18 protein-coding genes are annotated in these 20,646 nt (G+C 42.0%); 17 read left to right on the plus strand and 1 reads right to left on the minus strand.

Features of this window, described 5'->3' with window-relative positions:
* Nucleotides 1–21: 21 nt before the first annotated feature.
* From J7E81_RS04120 to J7E81_RS04195, 16 genes are all read left to right on the plus strand, one after another.
* Nucleotides 22–966: an ABC transporter permease gene (locus J7E81_RS04120; protein ID WP_215040851.1), complete on the plus strand. Its 945-nt coding sequence runs from the start codon at nucleotides 22–24 to the stop codon at nucleotides 964–966.
* A gap of 16 nt (nucleotides 967–982) precedes the next feature.
* Complete coding sequence (locus J7E81_RS04125; protein WP_215040852.1) at nucleotides 983–1,822, plus strand: ABC transporter permease; 840 nt, start codon at nucleotides 983–985, stop codon at nucleotides 1,820–1,822.
* Between the two features lie 17 nt (nucleotides 1,823–1,839).
* Entirely contained in the window at nucleotides 1,840–2,862 is a 1,023-nt protein-coding gene (locus J7E81_RS04130) for an ABC transporter ATP-binding protein (protein WP_215040853.1), read from the plus strand.
* Entirely contained in the window at nucleotides 2,837–3,829 is a 993-nt protein-coding gene (locus J7E81_RS04135) for an ABC transporter ATP-binding protein (protein WP_215040854.1), read from the plus strand. Before J7E81_RS04130 ends, J7E81_RS04135 begins: the two co-directional genes overlap by 26 nt.
* A gap of 109 nt (nucleotides 3,830–3,938) precedes the next feature.
* Nucleotides 3,939–5,285 carry an MmgE/PrpD family protein gene (locus J7E81_RS04140; RefSeq protein ID WP_215040855.1) on the plus strand — a complete coding sequence of 449 codons (1,347 nt, stop codon included), beginning with the start codon at nucleotides 3,939–3,941 and terminating at the stop codon, nucleotides 5,283–5,285.
* A 207-nt stretch (nucleotides 5,286–5,492) separates the two neighbouring features.
* Complete coding sequence (locus J7E81_RS04145; RefSeq protein ID WP_215040856.1) at nucleotides 5,493–6,380, plus strand: isocitrate lyase/PEP mutase family protein; 888 nt, start codon at nucleotides 5,493–5,495, stop codon at nucleotides 6,378–6,380.
* A 25-nt stretch (nucleotides 6,381–6,405) separates the two neighbouring features.
* Nucleotides 6,406–7,827 carry an FAD-binding protein gene (locus J7E81_RS04150; protein ID WP_215040857.1) on the plus strand — a complete coding sequence of 474 codons (1,422 nt, stop codon included), beginning with the start codon at nucleotides 6,406–6,408 and terminating at the stop codon, nucleotides 7,825–7,827.
* A 46-nt stretch (nucleotides 7,828–7,873) separates the two neighbouring features.
* Entirely contained in the window at nucleotides 7,874–8,611 is a 738-nt protein-coding gene (locus J7E81_RS04155) for an SDR family NAD(P)-dependent oxidoreductase (protein ID WP_251028413.1), read from the plus strand.
* Between the two features lie 36 nt (nucleotides 8,612–8,647).
* Entirely contained in the window at nucleotides 8,648–9,085 is a 438-nt protein-coding gene (locus tag J7E81_RS04160; protein ID WP_215040859.1) for a GlcG/HbpS family heme-binding protein, read from the plus strand.
* A gap of 147 nt (nucleotides 9,086–9,232) precedes the next feature.
* Nucleotides 9,233–10,516: an MFS transporter gene (locus J7E81_RS04165; protein WP_215040860.1), complete on the plus strand. Its 1,284-nt coding sequence runs from the start codon at nucleotides 9,233–9,235 to the stop codon at nucleotides 10,514–10,516.
* Between the two features lie 38 nt (nucleotides 10,517–10,554).
* Nucleotides 10,555–11,931, plus strand: coding sequence for an FAD-dependent oxidoreductase (locus J7E81_RS04170; protein ID WP_215040861.1), 1,377 nt, complete (start codon nucleotides 10,555–10,557; stop codon nucleotides 11,929–11,931).
* 249 nt (nucleotides 11,932–12,180) lie between these two features.
* Nucleotides 12,181–13,038 carry an aspartate/glutamate racemase family protein gene (locus J7E81_RS04175; RefSeq protein ID WP_215040862.1) on the plus strand — a complete coding sequence of 286 codons (858 nt, stop codon included), beginning with the start codon at nucleotides 12,181–12,183 and terminating at the stop codon, nucleotides 13,036–13,038.
* Between the two features lie 157 nt (nucleotides 13,039–13,195).
* Nucleotides 13,196–13,879 (plus strand): electron transfer flavoprotein subunit beta/FixA family protein, encoded by a 684-nt coding sequence (locus J7E81_RS04180; protein WP_215040863.1) that lies wholly within the window; start codon nucleotides 13,196–13,198, stop codon nucleotides 13,877–13,879.
* A 12-nt stretch (nucleotides 13,880–13,891) separates the two neighbouring features.
* Complete coding sequence (locus J7E81_RS04185) at nucleotides 13,892–14,872, plus strand: electron transfer flavoprotein subunit alpha/FixB family protein (RefSeq protein WP_215040864.1); 981 nt, start codon at nucleotides 13,892–13,894, stop codon at nucleotides 14,870–14,872.
* Between the two features lie 93 nt (nucleotides 14,873–14,965).
* On the plus strand, nucleotides 14,966–15,772 hold the full coding sequence (locus J7E81_RS04190) for an ABC transporter ATP-binding protein (protein ID WP_215040865.1): 807 nt from the start codon (nucleotides 14,966–14,968) through the stop codon (nucleotides 15,770–15,772).
* Nucleotides 15,773–15,911: 139 nt separating this feature from the next.
* On the plus strand, nucleotides 15,912–17,027 hold the full coding sequence (locus tag J7E81_RS04195) for a thermonuclease family protein (RefSeq protein WP_308162130.1): 1,116 nt from the start codon (nucleotides 15,912–15,914) through the stop codon (nucleotides 17,025–17,027).
* A gap of 87 nt (nucleotides 17,028–17,114) precedes the next feature.
* Here the strand turns inward: J7E81_RS04195 and J7E81_RS04200 are convergent, their stop codons facing one another.
* Complete coding sequence (locus J7E81_RS04200) at nucleotides 17,115–18,233, minus strand: serine hydrolase (RefSeq protein ID WP_215040866.1); 1,119 nt, start codon at nucleotides 18,231–18,233, stop codon at nucleotides 17,115–17,117.
* A gap of 262 nt (nucleotides 18,234–18,495) precedes the next feature.
* On the opposite strand from J7E81_RS04200, the gene J7E81_RS04205 reads away from it, so the two are divergent.
* A complete protein-coding gene (locus J7E81_RS04205; protein WP_215040867.1) occupies nucleotides 18,496–20,502 on the plus strand; it encodes a catalase in 2,007 nt (668 codons plus the stop codon).
* Nucleotides 20,503–20,646 lie beyond the last annotated feature (144 nt).

Raw genomic sequence — 20,646 nt, forward strand, 5'->3', positions numbered from 1 at the left:
ACGACAAAGGGAGCGATTAAATTGTTTTTAAAATTTTTACTTCGGCGTATATTATACGTAATTCCAATGCTATTAATAACAACCCTCATCGTATATTCTTTTATCCTTTTGATACCAGGCGATCCAGTTTTAACTTTGCTTGGAGAGAATGCAACCCCAGAAAAAATAGCCCAGTTGCGCCAGCAACTTGGGCTAGATCATTCGATTATTTCGCAATACTTCGATTGGTTAATAAATGCCTTAAAAGGGGATTTAGGGCGATCTGTATTTACAGGACAATACGTACATGAAGCAGTAATTGAACGTTTAGCCGTTACATTTCAACTTGTTGTAGTAGCAATGATTATTTCTATTTTTGGTGGAATGTTTTTTGCTATTACATCTACTTTTTCCCCAAATAGTTGGATTGATTATGTCTCAAGGTTCTTTGGAACACTTGGAACTGCACTACCTAATTTTTGGCTAGCAATGCTGCTTATTTTATTTTTCAGTCTACACCTTGGTTGGGTCCCAGCGACAGGTTTTACCAGTATTACTGAGAATCCTGTTGATTTTTTTAAAGGGATATTGTTACCTGCCATTTCTCTTGGTGCAGTTGGAACTGCGCAAATTACAAGGCATTTACGGTCATCATTGATGGAAGTAATGGGTGCGGACTATATACGAACAGCTTATTCTAAGGGAGTTAATCGTTGGCAAGCTATTCTAAAACATGGTATCCAAAACGCTATGCTACCTGTTGTAACGACAATTGGGATTTTATTTGGTCATTTGTTAGGTGCAACAGTTGTTATCGAGACGGTGTTTGCCATCCCTGGTATAGGACAGCTTGCAGTAAATTCGATATTACAGCATGATTTCACTATGCTTCAGGGGGTTGTCCTGATTATGATTGTCATGGTCATTCTCATTAATTTTATTACTGATATCGTTTATGCGCTTTTAGATCCACGGATCGAGTACTAGTAGAGGGGTTGTGACTGTGAGTTTTCAAACTATCGTTAAAAGGTTAATGTCCGAAAGGATGGCCTTTATTAGTTTCTTCTTTTTAGTTTTCCTTATAATCATGTCATTAATTGGGCCTTATATTGTTCCACACGATCCATTAAAGCAGAATTTAACAAAGGTTTTGCTTAGTCCGAATACCGAATACTGGTTAGGTACAGATGAGCTTGGACGTGATATTTTTAGCAGATTAATAATCGGATCTCAGGCTGCAATCAAAGCTGGTTTGTTCGCTATACTGATTCCACTTTTTATCGGAGTGCCCATTGGAATTCTTTCAGGATATTTAGGAGGAATTGTTGATGATATTTTAATGAGAATTGTAGATGGAATTATTGCTATTCCTTCCATATTATTGGCACTTGGAATAACAGGGGCATTAGGCATTAGCTTATGGAACGCCATGATTGCCATTGGAATAGTCTCGATTCCCCAATTTGCAAGACTTGCAAGAGGACAAACCTTACAAATCAGAACAGAGCCCTATGTTGAAGCAGCCAAAATTTCTGGCGCTGGAGCGAGTTGGATTATGATAAAACACATTATTCCGAATATTGCTCCGCCGGTAATAGTTCAGGCTTCGTTTAATCTAAGCTATGCCATTCTTGTTGAAGCATCTCTTAGTTTCCTTGGCATGGGAGCGCAGTCTCCTCAAATTAGCTGGGGGAATATGATACAACAGGCATACAGCATGATTAATATGAAACCTTGGATGATTGTCTACCCAGGTTTTGCAATCATGCTTACTGTACTTGCTGGGAACTTTCTTGGAGATGGTCTACGGACAGCACTTGACCCAAAGTATAAAAAGGTCTAACAAAGGGGGACAGAAGTATGAAAACAACACCACTTCTAGAAGTAAAGAATTTGAAAACTTTCATTCCTATTCCTAAAGGTGAAATCAAGCCGGTTAACGACGTTTCATTTACTATTCAAAAGGGGGAAATTATGGCATTAGTAGGAGAGTCAGGAAGTGGAAAAAGCGTTACATCTCTCTCTATAATGGGGCTCAATGCTAGTCCAATTCAATATAAAACCGAAAGTAGGATTTTATTTAATGGGCAGGATTTATTGAAATTGAAAGAAAAGGAAATGCAGAAAATACGTGGAAATGACATCGCAATGATCTTCCAAGATCCAATGTTTTCCCTTAATCCAGTCCACCAAATCGGCAAGCAAATTGTGGAGTCTATTATACTTCATAAAAAAATTAAGTATAAGGAAGCCGAAAAGATAGCATTAGATTTACTAAATAAGGTAGGAATTCCTGATGCACAACGTCGATTAAGAAACTATCCACATCAGATGTCAGGCGGGATGAGACAGAGAATCATGATTGCGATGGCACTTGCTTGTAATCCACAACTCCTTATTGCTGACGAACCAACAACAGCACTTGATGTAACCATTCAGGCACAAATCTTGAATATATTAAAAAATCTTCAACATGAATTTGGTATTTCTATTCTATTAATTACTCATGATCTCGGAGTTGTAGCCGAAATAGCGGATCGTGTACTAGTAATGTATTGCGGTAAGATTGTTGAAGAAGGAACAGTCAAAGAAGTGTTTAAAAATCCACGTCATCCTTATACCAAAGGGTTAATGGATAGTGTTCCTGAATTAACTGGGCCGAGGATAGACGAATTGGAAACAATCCCTGGTGTTGTTCCAAATCCATTAGATTTACCATCTGGCTGCAATTTTGTAACCCGTTGTTCATTTGCAACAGAAAAGTGCAGACAAGTAGCGCCCGTACATGTGAAGTATTCTACAGGAAACAGCGTTTCTTGTTGGAATCCCCTTGTAAAGGAAGGAGTGAGTTTGGATTATGCAACAACCTCTAGTGTCTCTTAGAAACATAAAAAAGTACTTCCCTGTTGGCAGCGGACTATTCGGAAAAAAAGATCAAGTTGTAAAAGCCGTAGATGGTATTAGTCTTGATATCTTTCCTGGTGAGACCATTGGACTGGTCGGGGAATCTGGTTGTGGAAAATCAACGACTGGAAGAATGGTTGTTGGATTAGGCCAACCGTCCAGCGGTGAAATCCTATTTGAAGGAAAAAGATTAAGTGATTTCAAAAACAAAAAGGAATTAGGAAAAAATCTACAAATGATTTTTCAAGATCCCTATTCGTCATTGAATCCAAGAATGACAGTAGCCAATATTATTGCTGAACCGCTTTTTCTGCATAAAATTGGCTCAAAAAAAGAAATTAAGAAAAGGGTGGATGAATTACTCGAAAGAGTTGGGCTCGCTTCCTACCATGGCACTCGGTACCCCATTGAATTCTCCGGCGGACAAAGACAAAGAATTGGGATTGCACGTGCGCTTGCTTTAAGGCCAAAACTCATTGTTTGTGATGAGCCGGTTTCAGCCTTGGATGTGTCCATTCAAGCCCAAATCTTAAATCTATTAAAAGAAATTCAACAAGATTTTGGATTATCTTATATTTTTATTGCTCATGGAATCCAAGCTGTTAAACATATTAGTGATAAAATTGCTGTGATGTATCTCGGAAGAATTATTGAATTTGCCAAGACAGAGGAATTATTTGAATCTCCACATCATCCCTATACTAAAGCACTGTTCTCGGCTGTACCTCAAACTAATCCAGATATGAGAGAAAGAGAACGAATTATCTTACAGGGGGATTTGCCGAGTCCTTCAAACCCTCCACAAGGCTGCCATTTTCATACTCGTTGTCCAGTGGCGATGGAAAAATGCAAAAGTATTGAGCCTGCTTTATTACAAACGTCCATTAACAGTTTGACAGCTTGTTTATTATTTCAAGAACCAAAAAAGGAGCAGATCGCAACTTAATAATTCTGAATTAAAATTTTCATATACTCCCTTAGATATTGATGAGTTTTGAAAGCAGGGAGGATTTTTTATTTGGAAAACTATTTTGAGAAATATTGGGGGCTTATATTTGTCATCATTGAGCTTTGATATTATTAATGCCATTCGCCAAAGACAAAAACGGGGTTTGCCAGAGGAAGTCCGTAAAAAGGTAATACTTCATATTTCTGATACTATAGGAATCTCATTGGCGGCTCATAAAGGAGCACCTATAGCTTTACAATCGATATCTGGGATATCTTTGGGAGTACAAGGTGGTGATGGCCGAGTAATTGGAAGTGGTCATCAATTACCTCCTGCCTATGCAGCATTTTCCAATACTGCTTTGGCACATGCACTAGATTTTGACGATATAAATGATTTAGCGAGAATACATCCTACTCCAATTATTTTAGCTTCTGCATTAGCTGCTGCTGACATTGAAGATTCTAGATTTACGGATCTTGTCACTGCGGTAGCACTAGGAAATGAGTTGATTTGCCGGCTTGGATATGCAATTGAACCTAGAGGTACAGGCGTTGATTCCAAATGGTTTTTAAGTCAACTTTTTGGTTATCTTGGTGCTGCAATCACTGCCGGTCTTGTTCTAGGGTTAGATGATTCTAAATTAGTCCATGCCCTAGGTCTAGCTTACATGCAATTAGCTGGTGGAAAAGAGCCAGGAGTTGGTGTAGGTTCTCAAGCTAGGTCGATCTATCCTGCCTTTGCATCTATGGGAGGTGTTCAAGCAGCATTTTTGGCACGAGAGGGAGTATCGGCTCCATCGAGTAGTTTGGATGGTAAAACAGGTCTTTTTAGAAACTATTTTGGGAAAAATCTTAGCGAAGGTCAACGAAAAATATTATTAGATACTGAAACGTGGGCATTTTCAGATACATCAATAAAACTTTTCCCTAGCTGTCGTTATTCACACCCTTACATAAAATCGGCGCTAGACCTTCGTAATGAAGTAAAACACAATCAAATCGAAAACCTTGTAATCGGAGTAAATGAAACGGCAAGTATGTTATGTCATCCAATGCCGGAGCGTTGCCATCCCCAAACATTACAAGATGCTAAATTTAGTATCCCTTTTATGGTTGCGTTTGCATTTGTGCATGGAAATGTCAATTTGAATAATCTTACAGATAAGGCTCTTATGGATTTGCAAGTATTAGAATTGTCAAAACTTGTAAGGGTTGAACAGACACAACCTAATACGCTTGGGCTTCCTCAAGGTGATATTAAGGTAATAACTGCTGAAGGAACCAAAAGACAAATAGAACGTTGCCTTCCTATAGTGACTTTTGATGAGGTTAAGAATAAATTTATTGATTGTTGTTTATTTGCAAACATAGATGCTCCAGAAGAAGTATGGAAAACGATAAGTAATAGCCTTGATTATGACTTATTAAATAAATTACCTCTAATTCACTAAAAATTTTTGAAATTAATAAATAAGAAACACTTTATCACTTTTTAATGATTTTTCACCATTTCAAAAACTATTAAAGTAATTTTATAAAGAAAAACTAGCAAAAATTATTGGAAAATTGCCAAAAGTCGAATGGTTTTTACCTTTGTAATTAATGTTTTAATTTTCTAAAATTTAAATGTATATAAATAAAAAAAGGAGATCCAATAAATGAATAAAACTAAAGATTTCCAGGAACTTTTGAAACAACAAGAATCATTTATCCTGCCAGGAGCTTATGATTCGATGTCTGCTAGATTAATAGAAGAAATCGGATTTAAAGCAATTTACGCGACAGGGGCTGGAATATCTAATGCCCAATTAGGCTGGGCAGATGTCGGGCTGACTTCTTTAAAAGAAGTAGTTGATATCGTAGCTCGGATGGCTGATGTGACAACAGTTCCGATTGTTGTGGATGCTGATACAGGGTTTGGTAATGCCATTAATGTTATGCGAACAGTTCGTGAGTTTGAACGTGCAGGGGTTGCGGCCATTCAAATGGAAGACCAGGTGTCACCGAAAAAATGCGGTCATTTCAATGGGAAGGATGTTATTTCAAAAAGTGAAATGGTTGGAAAAATCAAAGCAGCCTTGGATACAAGGCAAGATGAAAACCTCGCAATTATTGCCCGCACGGACGCATTAGCTGTAAATGGGATGGAGGATGCCTTGGACCGGGCACATGCTTATGCGGAGGCTGGCGCCGATATTATTTTTGTGGAAGCGCCTACAACGATCGAACAACTTAGGCAAATAACCAGTTCTTTAACAGGTATCCCCCAGATCATTAATCTAGTAGAGGGCGGTAAAACCCCGCTGGTTTCTTTAAAAGAAGCGGAAGAGATTGGTTTTAAAATCATGCTTTGTGCCAATACCGTTCTTCGTTCAGCGATTAAAGGTATCACGGAGTCACTAAAAATCTTAAAAGCAGAAGGCTCACAAGAGAATGTTCACGACTTGATCTGTACATGGGAAGAGCGCCAATCCCTCTTTAAACTTAATCAGATTAAAGAATGGGAAAACAAGTATGCAGAAAATCAGTCATTAATTAATAAGTAAAACTTATTTAGAGGAGGATGCTGAAGTGGTGAGAGAAGTAGATTATGACATTGTAGTAATTGGATGTGGAGTGGCTGGTACCTCAGCAGCATTAGCTGCTGCAGAAACAGCGAAAAAGTCTAATAAAAACTTAAAAATTGCTATCCTGGAACGGGCCGATTATGACCACAGGGGCGGGAACTCCCGTTGGACAGCTTCGTATATGCGAATGAAAAATCTCGATGAAGTCGCCGACAACTTCGTGGACGATATGCTGGCTTTTTCAGACAACTATTCCGATCGAGAGTACATAGAAACTCTCGCCGAGAACGCCGGCAACACATTACGGTGGGTAGAGGAAAAAGGCGTTGAGTTCGACTACCTGCCAACGATGTTTTTAACCGCATCGAAGCCGCGTTTATTGCCAGTGGGCGGCGGACGGGCGATTATTGACACCTTAGCGCGCCGTGCTGGTGGACTCGGTGTTGAAATTATTTACGAATCTACTGCTTGGAAATTACTTCTTGATGATGAAGGTGCGGTCAATGGGTTAATGATTCGTGTAAAAGGCGGGGCGTCCCTTCAATTAACCGTCGGAGCAGTTGTATTAGCATCCGGTGGATTCCAGGGAAATCAAGAGATGATGGCCCAATATGTTGGCAGAGATGCCCATAAGATTCGGACAGTTGCCGAGGGCGGCTTATTCAACAAGGGTGAAGGAATTCGAATGGCCATGTCCATCGGTGCCAAAACGGCAGGACAGTTTGATTCATTTCATGCTGAACCGGTCGACCCTAGAAGTAAGCGGGAAGAAGCGGCTGTCATGACCTATCCTTACTTTATTTTAGTCGATCAACATGGAAACCGTTTTGTCGATGAGGGGAAAGCCACTGTCGACGAGCAATATGAAGAAGTAGCCCGGAAAATTTTTCATGATCTTCCTGGTCATATTGCCTATATGATCGGCGATCAAAAAATGTATGATATTCCAAATTATGAGCGCGCAGTAGAAACGGATAAACCTGCTATTGTTGCTGACACACTTGAAGAATTAGCTGAGAAGATAGGCGTGCCGGTTGAACAATTAACGGCTACCGTGGATTCCTATAACGCAGCCATTCAACCGGGTGAATTTCACTGGGATAAAAAAGATGGCAAACAAGCGGTCGGAATAACGCCTCCAAAGTCTAATTGGGCAATCCCTATTGATCAGGCACCTTATATAGCCTATCCAATTGTCTGCTCGAATGTATTCACAAATGGCGGTTTGGCTACCGACACAAACGGTCGTGTCTTATCACAGGATCATGATGCCATTCCTGGTTTATATGCGGTGGGTGAAACGGCAGGGCTGTATTACGGAAAGTATCCAGGCGGAACATCGGTATTAAGAGGACTTGTATTTGGACGCAAGGCCGGAGAACACGCCGTTTCCTATGTGTGTCAGTCAAAGAAACTCGAGGTTTAAGCAAAATTAGCTAAAAAGCCATTATGTTACGTTATTTAAGGAAAGGATGATTTTCTTGGAATTAAAAGGAAAGGTAGCCTTTGTGACTGGCGGCGGCCGGGGAATTGGCAGGGAAACCTGTATACTTTTAGCCAAACAAGGTGCCAAAATTGCTGTTTTTTCAGATAACGAAGCAGAAAGCAAAGAAACGGCTGCTTATATTAAGGATGAATTAAAAGGGGAAGCCATCTTCATCGTCGGAGATGTTCGTTCCGAATTCAATGTCTATAAAGCGGTCCAAGAAACAGAAGAAAAACTCGGCTCCGTTGACATTTTAGTAAATAATGCTGGTGTAATGAGTTTAAAACCATTTCTAGAGACAAGCGTGGAAGAATGGGACTTTTTACAAGAAGTCAATGTAAAAGGAAGCTTTTTATGTTCTCGGGCAATCGTGCCGAAAATGATTGAAAAAAAGCACGGCGTAATTATTAATCTTTCATCTATTTGGGGAACGAAAGGTGGTCCCGATCGAAGTGCCTATATTACCTCAAAATATGCGGTCATCGGTTTCTCCAAAGCATTGGGTGAAGAATTAAAGCCACACAAAATTAGGGTAAATGCTGTCTGCCCAGGTCCTGTCGACACAAAGATGATGGAAGATTTAGCACCTGATGTGAATAAAGACAATTGGCTGCGACCAATAGATATCGCCAATGTCATTGTCGATTTATGTTTACCTAAATCTGTTGCGGTAACAGCCACAGCCGTGGAAGCATTTGGCAGCGGCCGGCCTGTTAACGTATAAAAATATTAATTTTAATAGATGGAAGGGGAAAGAATCATGACAAATTTAAAAACGGTAGTAGAAACAAAAAATATTAGTCTAGCATTGGCAAATAAATTATTAGAAGCAGCCTTAGCTAAGGGAGAGGAACTCGGAATCCCGTTTAGTATTGCGATTGTTGATAAACCAGGTAATATAAAAGCATTTGCGGCCATGGACGGTGCACCAGTGTTAAGTTTGGAGATTTCGCAGAATAAAGCCTTTTCCGCAGCTGCTTATAACAGACCGACACATGAATGGTACGACAAAATTAAGAATGACCCGCCATTGCTTCATGGAATTGTCCACACCGAAAGATTGGTTATTTTCGGAGGAGGTTTTCCTATTAAAATTAATGGCGAGCTGATCGGTGGTATCGGAGTTAGTGGTGGACACTATACACATGATATGCAGGTATGTGAAGCCGCATTAGAAGTGATCAAAAATTTCGAATAAATAAATCAGTAATGATCTTATATAAAACTTGTACTCTTAACCCGGCCGAGGACTTTTGTTGATAGAGTTCATTGGCCGGAATTCTATAAGAATTTCCTAGAGTTTTATTGCAACAAAAAATGCTTAAAGCGGGGAGGGGCTTATACTGTGAGCACAACTAATTATCCCAATCAACCGGAAAAAATGGACTCCGCCAAGTATAAAGTCTTTTTTGGTGCTTATATTGGCTGGATCTTTGATTACTATGAGGTTTTTGTCCTCAGTTTTTTAGTCATTCCAATGGCTGCATCCCTGTCATTATCAACAGGGCAAGTAGCATCCTTATTCTCCGTTCAATTGGCCTCATTGGCTTTAGGCGGCATTGTATTTGGTTTACTTGGAGATAGAGTGGGCCGTAAAAAGATTTTAATTTGGACACTAGTCATTTTTTGTTTTGCTACTTTAATGAGAGCATTTACTTTTGATTATTCTTGGCTAGTGTTTTGGACGGCGGTTGCAGGTTTTGGTCTAGGAGGAGAATACGGGGCGGGCCAGGCACTAGTTAGTGAAGTGGTACCAGCCAAACAACGGGGATTTTGGAGCTCTCTTCTCTATGGCGGAGCCTATATAGGGATTTTTATGGGGGCATTTATAGGAGGATTTATATTACCGGTTATTGGCTGGAGATGGACGTTTGCCATCTCAGCAGCTCCTATATTAATAGCGCTATATCTTAGAAAGGATGTCGAAGAATCAAAGGTATGGGAAAAAACAATTAAAACTGCCGGCGCTTCCGATTTTAAGAAAAAGTTTGGCCTGAAGCGTTTTTGGAAGCCATTTATCATAGCTTTGGTTGCAGCTGTATTTCAATATTTTGCTTATTATGGAATAACCAACTTTTTACCTACTTACCTCGTAAAATATGAAGGGTTCGAAATGGGGAAAACAGCCTGGTGGTTATTCTTTACAGCCTTCGCCGGATTGGTTGGTTCACTTATTGGAGGCTATACAGCCGACAGGTGGGGAAGAAGGATTACTCTTTCGTACTTAGCATTTATCGCGGCTGCTGGCGGTTTGCTTCTATATTTTACTTGGGATTCATTATTGCACTCTTTATGGATACTCGTCCCAATTTTCTTCCTCTACATGGGATCGAATGGGGCTACCATCTTCGGTTCGTTGTTTAGTGAGATATTTCCAACTGATGTAAGAAGTACAGGGATTTCTTGGGCTCTTCAAATTGGAAGAGGACTTGCATTTGCCCCGCCTTTAATTACGGCTGCAATTTTTCCGGTTTATGGGTACCAACCGATCATATTAATGGGAGCAGGATTCTTCTTCGCATTATGTCTTTGGGCTTGGGTCTTCCCGGAAACGAAAGATAAGAATTTAGATATTGACTCATCCGAGCCAATCGATATTCCTCACAATGGTAAAAACATTACTAGTTAGAAAAATAATAGAAAACAAATGTAAGAGGATGTGAACTGATGGAATCCTATGAATTGGTTATTTTAGGCGGAGGGCTGGCCGGCATGTGTGCGGCAGTCGAGGCTGGAGAGAAAGGGGCCCATGTCCTCCTCCTTGAAAAACTAGACGAGCTGGGCGGAAGCACTGTTTTAAGTTCCGGCTATATGGCATTTGCCGGCACTGATATGCAAGAGGCGGCAGGGATAATAGATTCCAATCAATCTCTTTTAAACGACCTTATAGAAGTGGGCGGAGGCGTGAATGACCCTTCGTTACTAACGTTTTATGCAGAGAATCAGTTGGAGACCTATAAATGGCTTTTAGAGCATGGGATAGAGTTTCGCTCATTAGAGGCGGTAAGCGGTCACAGTGTTCCTCGTGGACACATTATTGACCCGCATCAAGCCATTCAAACACTATATAAAAGAGCAAAACAGCTTCCGAATGTAACCATCCGTTTTTGTGCACCTGCCAAACGACTGTTAAAGAACGGCGAAGGAAGAATTGAACGAGTCCTTTATGAGCTGGATGGGACCGAACAAATAGTTGAAGCGACTAAAGGGGTAGTGGTTGCTTCCGGTGGTTTTGCAAAGGATGAGTCATTGCTCGAACAGTTTGCCCCACATTTAAAGGGAGCCCTTCGAATTGGCGGCAGCGGGAACCATGGAGACGGTATTAAGATGGCCTGGGAACACGGGGCCTGGGTTAGTGATTTACCTTATTTGAACGGAACATACGGATTCCATCCGAGTGCATCCGGAGCAGTTAAAACGCAGGGGCTGGCCTTTTATAAAGGGGCAATCATGGTGAACCAATTGGGGAAACGATTCGTTAATGAATCGATCTCCTATAAGCTGCTAGGAAAAGCAGCCTTCGAGCAGCCTGATAAAATTACTTATCAAGTGTGGGATCAAACCGTGATGGATAAGAGTGTGGCCGATGACCCGCTCTATGATTTCGAGCTGCTCCGCCGCCGCCGTCTTCTTTATATGGCGGATACTTTAGAAGAACTGGCAGATTGTATTGATGTACCTTTGGAGGTATTAGAAGAAACCATTTCTAGATACAATCAGGGGATACAAACCGGCGAGGATCCTGATTTTGGCAGGAAGACGTTAACACATAACTATGGAAAACCAACTCCGATAGAAAAAGCACCTTTTTATGCTTTTGAATCGACTGTGGCGATGTTAGCCACTTATGGAGGAGTCGCGGTCAACTCCGCTGCCCAGGTCCTTAATCCGTTTGGAGAGCCAATCCCGGGATTGTATGCGGCAGGGGAGGTAACCGGCGGGTTCCACGGTGCGGGTTATATGACGGGAAGTTCGCTTGGAAAGGCAGCGGTGTTTGGAAGGGTGGCTGCGGGAAGGGCATTATCGGAGTTAATTGGAATGTAATTAGAGCTTTCATTTGAAATCGCCGATAAAGATGTAAAAACCGCTGATAAATACATGAAAACCGCCGATAAATAGGTAGAAACCGCCGATAAACATGAAAAAACCGCCGATAAATAGTTGAAACTATCAATAAGCATGTGAGAACCGCATATAAACATCAAAAACCGCCAATAAACATAAAAAAACGCTGAAAAAACAAAACTCGAAGAAACGAGCGAACAGCTTTCCCTAAAAAAGGAGGTAATCAAGATGAAAATTTGGCATCAAAGCTTAACCACAATCGACCGCGTTCCCCAGTATCGCGATGCCATAGTCAATCATGTCCGCCGGATTGCCCGGCCCGATGTGGAGGTCGTTTTACACGGAATGTCGGAAGAAACCTATCCCACCCATTATCCGGGACAGTTTATCACCTATTCTTACTTGCAAAACCTGCACCGTGAACAGTTTGTACGGGCTGCCTTAATGGCTGAAAAAGCCGGCTACGATGCTATGTTTATTGCGACCATTCCTGATGTTGGTCTTTTAGAGGCCCGAACACTAGTCGATATTCCAGTAGTTGGCTATGGCCAAGCCTCTTTTCATATGGCCTCCATGCTGGGAGACAACATTGGCGTAGTGAATTTCCTTGGCCCGCTTGCCGATGAACTGCGGCAAAATGCTGCCCGCTATGGATTAGGCAGTAAGCTGGGGCCAATTGTTCAAACTGAAGTAGGTTTTGATCAAGTTTTAGCTGGTTTTAATGATCCGGAACCCGTAATTGCTTCCTTTAAAAAAGCTGCTGAAGCCGCGATTGCAGATGGGGCCGATATCATTGTTCCAGGTGAGGGACCGATGAATGTGTTCCTTGCCACCCATGGCGTTTCGAGAATTGGCGATGTTCCCGTGATCGATTCTTTTGCCGCTGGAATCAAAATGTGTGAGTCCTTAGTGGACTTGCGCAAAAACTCCGGAGTTTACATGACCCGCCGCGGTTATTTCAATGCCAAACCACCTGCAGAAGCAGTTGAAAGACTTCGGGAATTATACAACCTCGAAGCATCGCCAGACCCAAAGCAGGAGCGGGGAGTAGCAGTTAGAGCGAGCGAAACGAACCCTGTGCAGTAATTCTGTATTTTTTTAATAGATTACAAGATAAAGAGGTGATGTGTTAATGCATATCGTCGTGTGTCTCAAACAGTCATACGATCCAGAAATTACTCCACGACATTTCAAGTTAGATCCTAAAACAAATCGGCCGGAAAATGTAGACTCAGATCTGGTATTGGATTCTTTTGCAGAAAATGCGCTTGAACTAGCGATTCAGCTTCGCGATAAAACGCCAGGCGCGACTGTCACTGCTGTCTGCTTAGGTGATGATGAATCAGAAGATGCCTTGCGCCGGGCGCTTGCCTTCACCGCTGATTATGCAGTGCGAGTTTGGGACGAAGAGTGGGAGGATTTAGACGGTCAGGCTGTTGGTCATATCCTGGCCCAAACGATTAAGGAACTCGGCGGTGCGCAGCTAGTTTTAACAGGATGCCAAGCCAGTGATATAGAGGAAGGACTGGTGGGGCCCGTTCTAGCTGAAGAGCTGGGCGTACCTTGTCTAACATCAGTTTCCGAAATGGAAATAGAAGAAAGTCATCTGAAGGCTACTCGTGAAGCAGAGGGCGGTTACACCGTGGTGAGCGTTCCGGCTCCTGCTGTCTTCACGATTATTAGTTCTGAGACAAATGTTCCGAGGCTGCCGAAAGTAAAGGATATTCGGCTGGCGAGAACGAAGCCGATCAAAGTTTATGAGGCGGAAGATCTCGAACTAGATGAAGAACGGAGTCAACCGGGTGTTAAACTTGAGCGGGCCTACGTGTTAAACAGAGAAGTTACGTGTGAAGTCCTGCCTGGTACAGATGGAGCAGAACTTGCGGGTGAATTAGCTGACAAGCTCTTGGCGCTCAAGATTCTTTAGGAGGAATCCAACATGTCCAATATTCTTGTTTTTGCAAATCAGCAGGGAGATGCCTTAAGTTCGAGTGCTAAAGAGGCATTAGCGTTTGCCTGTCAGTTAGCCAAGAGCACAAGTGGAGAAGTCGCCGCCGTTTTAACAGGTCCTGCTGCCGTGGCTTGTTCCAAGGAAGCAATTGCTTGCGGTGCGAATAAAGTCTACACGGTTTCTAATCCGTTGCTTGCCGAATATCAGGCCGACGCCTATGTGGATTGTCTTTCTTCCGTATTTAAGCAATCCGGTGCAGATATTTTTGTCCTTTCCTTTGATCAAATCGGCAAGGACCTTGTGGGCCGGATTGCAACAAGGGTGGGCGCCTCTGCCATGACGGAAGTGGTTGATTTTAAAACTGAAGATCAAAAGATCATATGGGTTCGTCCTATTTATGGGGATAAGGCATTTGGAGAATATTCGGCCAACAGGTCTCATGTGGTAGTGGGGATCCGCCAAAAAAGTCAAAACTTGCCTTTGCCTGATGAATCACGTACGGGGGAGATCATTTCGGTAGACTATCAACCTAAAGAAGAGCTTGTTTTAACAAAGCTGGTCGTGAAAATTCAGTCGGCCTTGTCAGATATTCGCCTGGAAGATGCAACCATTATCGTTTCCGGTGGACGAGGGCTGGAAGGACCTGATGGTTTTGCAGAACTGCAGGCCTTGGCAGATGTGCTTGGGGGAGCAGTGGGAGCATCCCGGGCAGCCTGTGATGCAGGCTGGGTTCCGTCCAATTTCCAGGTTGGTCAAACAGGAGCGGTTGTAGCACCTGATCTCTATATAGCGGTAGGTATTTCAGGTGCCAGCCAGCACTTAGCCGGCATTACCAATGCCAAAACGGTCGTGGCAATCAATACGGATGCGGAGGCGGCTATTTTTAAACGGGCCGATCTTGGTGTGATTGCGGATTATAAGCAGGTCATTCCTGCGCTGACGGAGCAACTAAAAAAAGTTCTCGTATAAAAAAGGGGAGGCAGGAACCTGTTAGATAGTAGGTTCCTGCTTTTTTGATTCAGAAAATTTTGATATTATTAGAGAATGAAAGGTGTGATAGAATTGGTTGTTCAACTAGAAAACGTCTCCTTAAAGCGGGATGGGAAATGGATTCTGCAAGATATTAACTGGCAAATTAAAAAAGGAGAACATTGGGTCTTATTTGGATTAAATGGTTCTGGAAAAACAGCCATTTTAAATTTACTCAATGCCTATAATTTCCCGACTAAGGGGAAAATTACGGTACTAGATTTGGAGTTTGGAAAAACCTATTTGGGAGAAAAACTTCGTAAACAGATTGGTTTTGTTTCATCATCGCTCCAAGAAAAATTTCACCCGGATGATAACGCATTCGAAGTCGTCTTAAGCGGTGCCTTTGCCTCGATTGGTTTATACGAGACACCAACCGACGACATAAGAAAAAATGCAATTGCGCTTCTTGAGGAACTAGGCTGCATGGAGTATGCCAATCGCGACTATACCACGCTATCACAGGGCGAAAAACAACGCGTCCTTATTGCGCGGGCATTAATGGCCCATCCATCGTTGCTGATTCTTGATGAACCGACAAATGGCTTAGATTTTATTGCTCGCGAACAATTATTGGAATCGGTTGAAAAGATCACCAATAAACCGGATGCACCGACCATCATTTATGTTACCCATCATGTGGAAGAAATCCTGCCTGCTTTCAGTAAAACCTTCCTTTTGAAAAAAGGACAAGTTTTTGCAGCTGGAGAAACGAAAGCGATGATATCCAGCGATACGCTCACACAGTATTTTAACTTACCTGTTAAGGTGCAATGGGACAACGGCCGTCCACTACTGTCCAAACAGACGGTAAAAGAAACGGTCGAAATGAATTCTTAAAATAGGAACAACAAAGGCACATGAACATCCATGTGCCTTATTTCAATGGGAAATGGTGAGCTAGAATTGTAAAAATCTGATCGTAAAAAATAATAACTAGACATAATAAGTAGAAGTGAGCAAAAGGGGAGAAAGAGAAGTGAAATTCATCAAAGCTATTCTTATTATACTAGCCATATTGTTTATGCTCGTTATGGGTATAACAGCGCCCATTTCTTTTATCGGTTTTGTTATTTTTCTAATCGGATTGGTAGTAAACAGCCAATACAAAAAACGAAACATTCGGTTTGCTAAGGGCAGCTGGCTGATTGCGGCAGGGATCATCTCATCCTTTCTACTAGCAATGGTGTTCTCGGAACCCGCGAAACAGAAACAAGTAACGGAACCCTCAAAAACAGAAGCGGTGAATAAGGAAAAGGAAGCAGCCAAGAAAGCGAAAGCAGAAAAAAAGGCAAAGGCTGAAGAAGCGAGAGTTGCCGAAGAGAAGGCAAAAGCAGAGGAAGAAAGAATTGCAGCAGAAAAGGCAGAAGCAGAAAAAGCTGCACAGGAAAAACAGGCAGCAAAACAATCGCAGGAAGAATTAGCAAAGAGTATGGGGTTAGAGTTGATTACCGTTGGCCGAGTGGTGGATGGGGATACCTTTGTGACCTCTGATGGACGGAAGGTCCGTTTAATCGGCGTCAATACACCAGAATCGACGACAAGACATGAGCAATACGGCAAAGAGGCCAGTAATTATACAGTGTCAAAGCTAAATGGGAAGCAGATCTGGATGCAAAAGGATGTTTCCGAAACAGACCGATATGGGCGATTGCTAAGAATCATCTGGTTCGGAGTACCGACGAATGATCGGGATGAAAAGGAAATTCGCTCGAAAATGTTTAATGCTGATTTAGTGTTAAACGGGTATGCCGATCCGTCCACTTATCCACCAGATGTAAAATATAGTGATTATTTTGTTAAGTTTGCCCGAGAGGCAAGGGAGGCAAATAAAGGTCTTTGGGCATTCGGCAGTCAAGGGACAACAAAGGGGGATTTAGATTCAAGCTCAAGCAGCAATGGTTCTGGTGCTTCGACTGGGAGGAATCCATCGAATGGTTCTTCAAGCGGAAAGGGCAAGACTAGTACCGGTACGGAGTCGTTTAAGAATTGTACGGAAATGCGAAAAGTGTATCCAAATGGTGTGCCATCCACGCATCCTGCTTATGAGGCAAGGCATGACCGCGATAAAGATAACTGGGCTTGTGAACAATAATACTAGAAAAAAGAAAGGCCGCAATCTAAAATGATTGCGGTCCTGTTTGTTTTATCGATATATGATTGTCGTGTCCCAAATTGGTTATCAGTGTTTGACTGTTACTGTTTTCCCAGGTAATGTCGTAACACGTCCGTTCATACTTGTTTCGCGAATGGTCACAGCATGCTTTCCGTTCCGATACTTGGTAGTGTCAAGGAGGTAATGAAAGCCAGCTTTGCCATTGTTGTATTGAGGATAGGCTTTTTGGACATCCGGTCTCGGATCCCCATAGACCGCTTTACCGGCCAATATCCCATCTACTAATATTTCAATCTTGGAAACCACGCTTTTATCCAGGAACCAGCCTTTTACGGTACTTTTTCCGATAATAGTTGAATTATTCGCAGGTGCATCGATATACCCAATCGCCGGATAGGATGCCGGAACTTCATTCCATACTAAGCTTGAAATTTTATTGATGGTATCTTTCCCATAGGAGAAGGATTTATTATTGGTGGTGAGCACTGCAATTACATAGTTTTTACCTTGTCCATTTATGTATCCGACACTATTGACATAGAGTTTACTTGGCGGATTGGAAGTGACCCAGCCATTTTTTAAGGCAATACTGACACCAAAAGGAATTCCATACCCTGTGCCCCAGCGTTGATCAGACTGGACATGCCGCATAAGATTCAGACCATACGCTCTTTGTGAATCAGTTAATAATGCATTATGAAAAGCAAAGTATTTCATCATGGTAAGCTGATCCGAGACCGTTGTGGTGGTGCGTCCCCACCAGCCGCCAGTACCGGCAGTTGTTTGAAGCATCCCCACTTTTCGGAAAAAGGGTTGAACCTTTTGTTCACTGCCAAGCTGGCGCCAAATTGTACTTGCGGCACTGTTATTACTATTTTCGATCATTTTAGTCAGCAGGGAGTTTTCATAACTGGTAATCGGTGTTTTATTGTAAAGCAAATTTGCCAACATCGACATTTTTACAACACTTTCAGTATAGTAAGTTTTAGAAGAGTTGTATGTATAAGTTTTACCCGTGTTTGCATCGTAAACACCCACGGAAATGGTATTACCTCTGGAATGAATATAGTTGGTTACTTCAGGGCCTAAGATTGTGCTTGCTGATGCGTAAATTGGCGCTTTCCAAAACAACAGCGCTAACATCCCCATCAAGACAAGCGCAGCTACTTTTTTAAACAGTTTCATGTTTTCATCCTTCCTACAAATAATATACCTATTCTATGATACTGCTCTTCTAGTAAAAAAAATACAAAAAAATACTACTTTTGTCATAATTTATAGGTAAAAACTAGAATATAGCATTTCTTGTTGTTCATTTTCTCGAAAGCTTTGTTATATCCAATGATCACGATACGTTTCACTTTCCTGCAAAAAGGGTACCGAAGGAGGGGGTATTCATTTACCTGCTAATCTTTTTATAGTACATATTTTTGTGAGGAGGATCACGATGGTAAATAAGAAGGCCGTTCAATTAGAGAATTTTTCAATTGATAATGAAAAAAAGGCACCATTGACTACTAACCAAGGGCTAAAGGTGTCGGAGGACGAGTTTTCTTTAAAGGCTGGGTTAAGAGGGCCGACATTAATGGAGGACTTCCATTTTCGAGAAAAGATGACCCATTTTGACCATGAACGGATCCCTGAACGGGTTGTTCATGCCCGCGGCGTAGGGGCCCATGGAATCTTTCAACTCTATGAATCGTTGGTTGAATATACCAAGGCTGACTTTCTCACAGACACAGCCAAAACGACTCCGGTTTTTGTCCGCTTCTCAACGGTCCAAGGCTCAAAAGGATCAGCCGATACAGTTCGTGATGTCCGCGGATTTGCAACCAAATTTTATACAGACGAAGGAAACTTTGATCTAGTCGGGAATAATATGCCAGTTTTCTTTATTCAAGATGCGATTAAATTCCCTGACTTTGTCCACGCTCTTAAACCTGAACCGCATACAGAAATTCCACAAGGCGCGAGCGCCCACGATACATTTTGGGATTTCATTGGCCAAAATCATGAATCAGCCCATATGGTGATGTGGGCCATGAGTGACCGTGCCATCCCGCGCAGTCTACGGATGATGGAGGGCTTTGGTGTACATACTTTCCGACTGATCAATGCGGATGGGGAAGCCCATTTTGTAAAATTCCATTGGAAGCCTGTCCTTGGCATTCATTCACTCGTCTGGGATGAAGCACAGAGAATTGCCGGTAAAAATCCAGACTTCCACCGTCAAGACTTATATGAAGCAATTGAAAAAGGAGATTTCCCGGAATGGGAGTTAGGTCTGCAAATCATCCCTGAAAAAGATGAATTCAATTTTGATTTTGACATTTTAGATCCAACCAAATTATGGCCGGAAGAGGATGTTCCCGTAAAAATCGTTGGTAAAATGACCTTGAATCGTAATGTCCACAACTTTTTTGCAGAAACTGAGCAAGTCGCTTTTCATCCCGGTCATGTAGTGCCAGGTATCGATTTTTCAAACGATCCACTTTTACAAGGCCGTTTATTTTCCTATACAGATACACAGCTTACCCGCCTGGGAGGTCCAAACTTCCATCAGATCCCGATCAACCAGCCTGTCTGCCCATTTCATAACAATCAGCGGGATGGAATGCATCAAATGGCGATTCATCAAGGGCAAACAAGCTACCATCGCAACGGTCTAAATGCCAATCAGCCTGAACCGGCGCCAGTTGAACTAGGCGGCTATGAATCTTATCAGGAAAAAATTGAGGGGCGTAAAATCAGAGGCCGAAGTGAGAGTTTTCTAGATTTCTACTCTCAAGCGAAGTTATTCTACAACAGTCTTGCTCCATTTGAACAACAGCACCTGAAAGATGCCCTGAGTTTTGAACTTGGAAAATGTAAATCGGATATGGTTAAAAATAACGCAGTGGCACTTTTAAATCATATCGACCGGCAAGTAGCCGTAGAAGTCGCTGACAATATTGGCGCGGAGCTGCCTGAGGAAAATCTTGAAGTAAAATCGGATAAAAAGTCTCCTGCTCTAAGTATGGCAAAAACCGTAAGCCAACCGTCTACTAAATCTGCAGCCATCTTGTTAAACGGTGAACCCGATGATGAAAAAGTAACGGATTGGGTTCGAACGCTGGCACAATACAATATAAATTTTAGTATTGTGGCAAAGAAAGTCTATACGATTAGCCCTGTACTAAAGGTAACTGATACGTTTGATACGGCAGATTCCAGTCTATTTGATGCCGCCATTTTAATTAGTAGTAGTGCTGAGGTCGAGCCATGTGCATTGGAATTTCTGGAAACGACCTTTAAACACTTTAAACCTTTGGCAGTGGCTGTTCCAGATAACAAAGTGCTTGAACGATGCCGTGTGAACTTGGATGCACCTGGTGTATATAATTTATCCGAAGATGATATTACTCCATTTATCGAGGGGATGGCACAGGGACGTTTTTGGGAACGGCCGTTATAAGGATTTATTTTTTCTTTAGGAAAATGGAAGATGGTATTCATAACGGGGCAATGCTTAAATATGGGCATTGCTCTCTTTTTTTTTCGACTTGGTAGGTTAAAAATAAAAGGCAGTTCAAATTTTGAGCATTGGGTTAAGATAGAT

This window comes from Bacillus sp. ISL-18, from assembly GCF_018613415.1.
Taxonomy (GTDB): domain Bacteria; phylum Bacillota; class Bacilli; order Bacillales; family Cytobacillaceae; genus Neobacillus.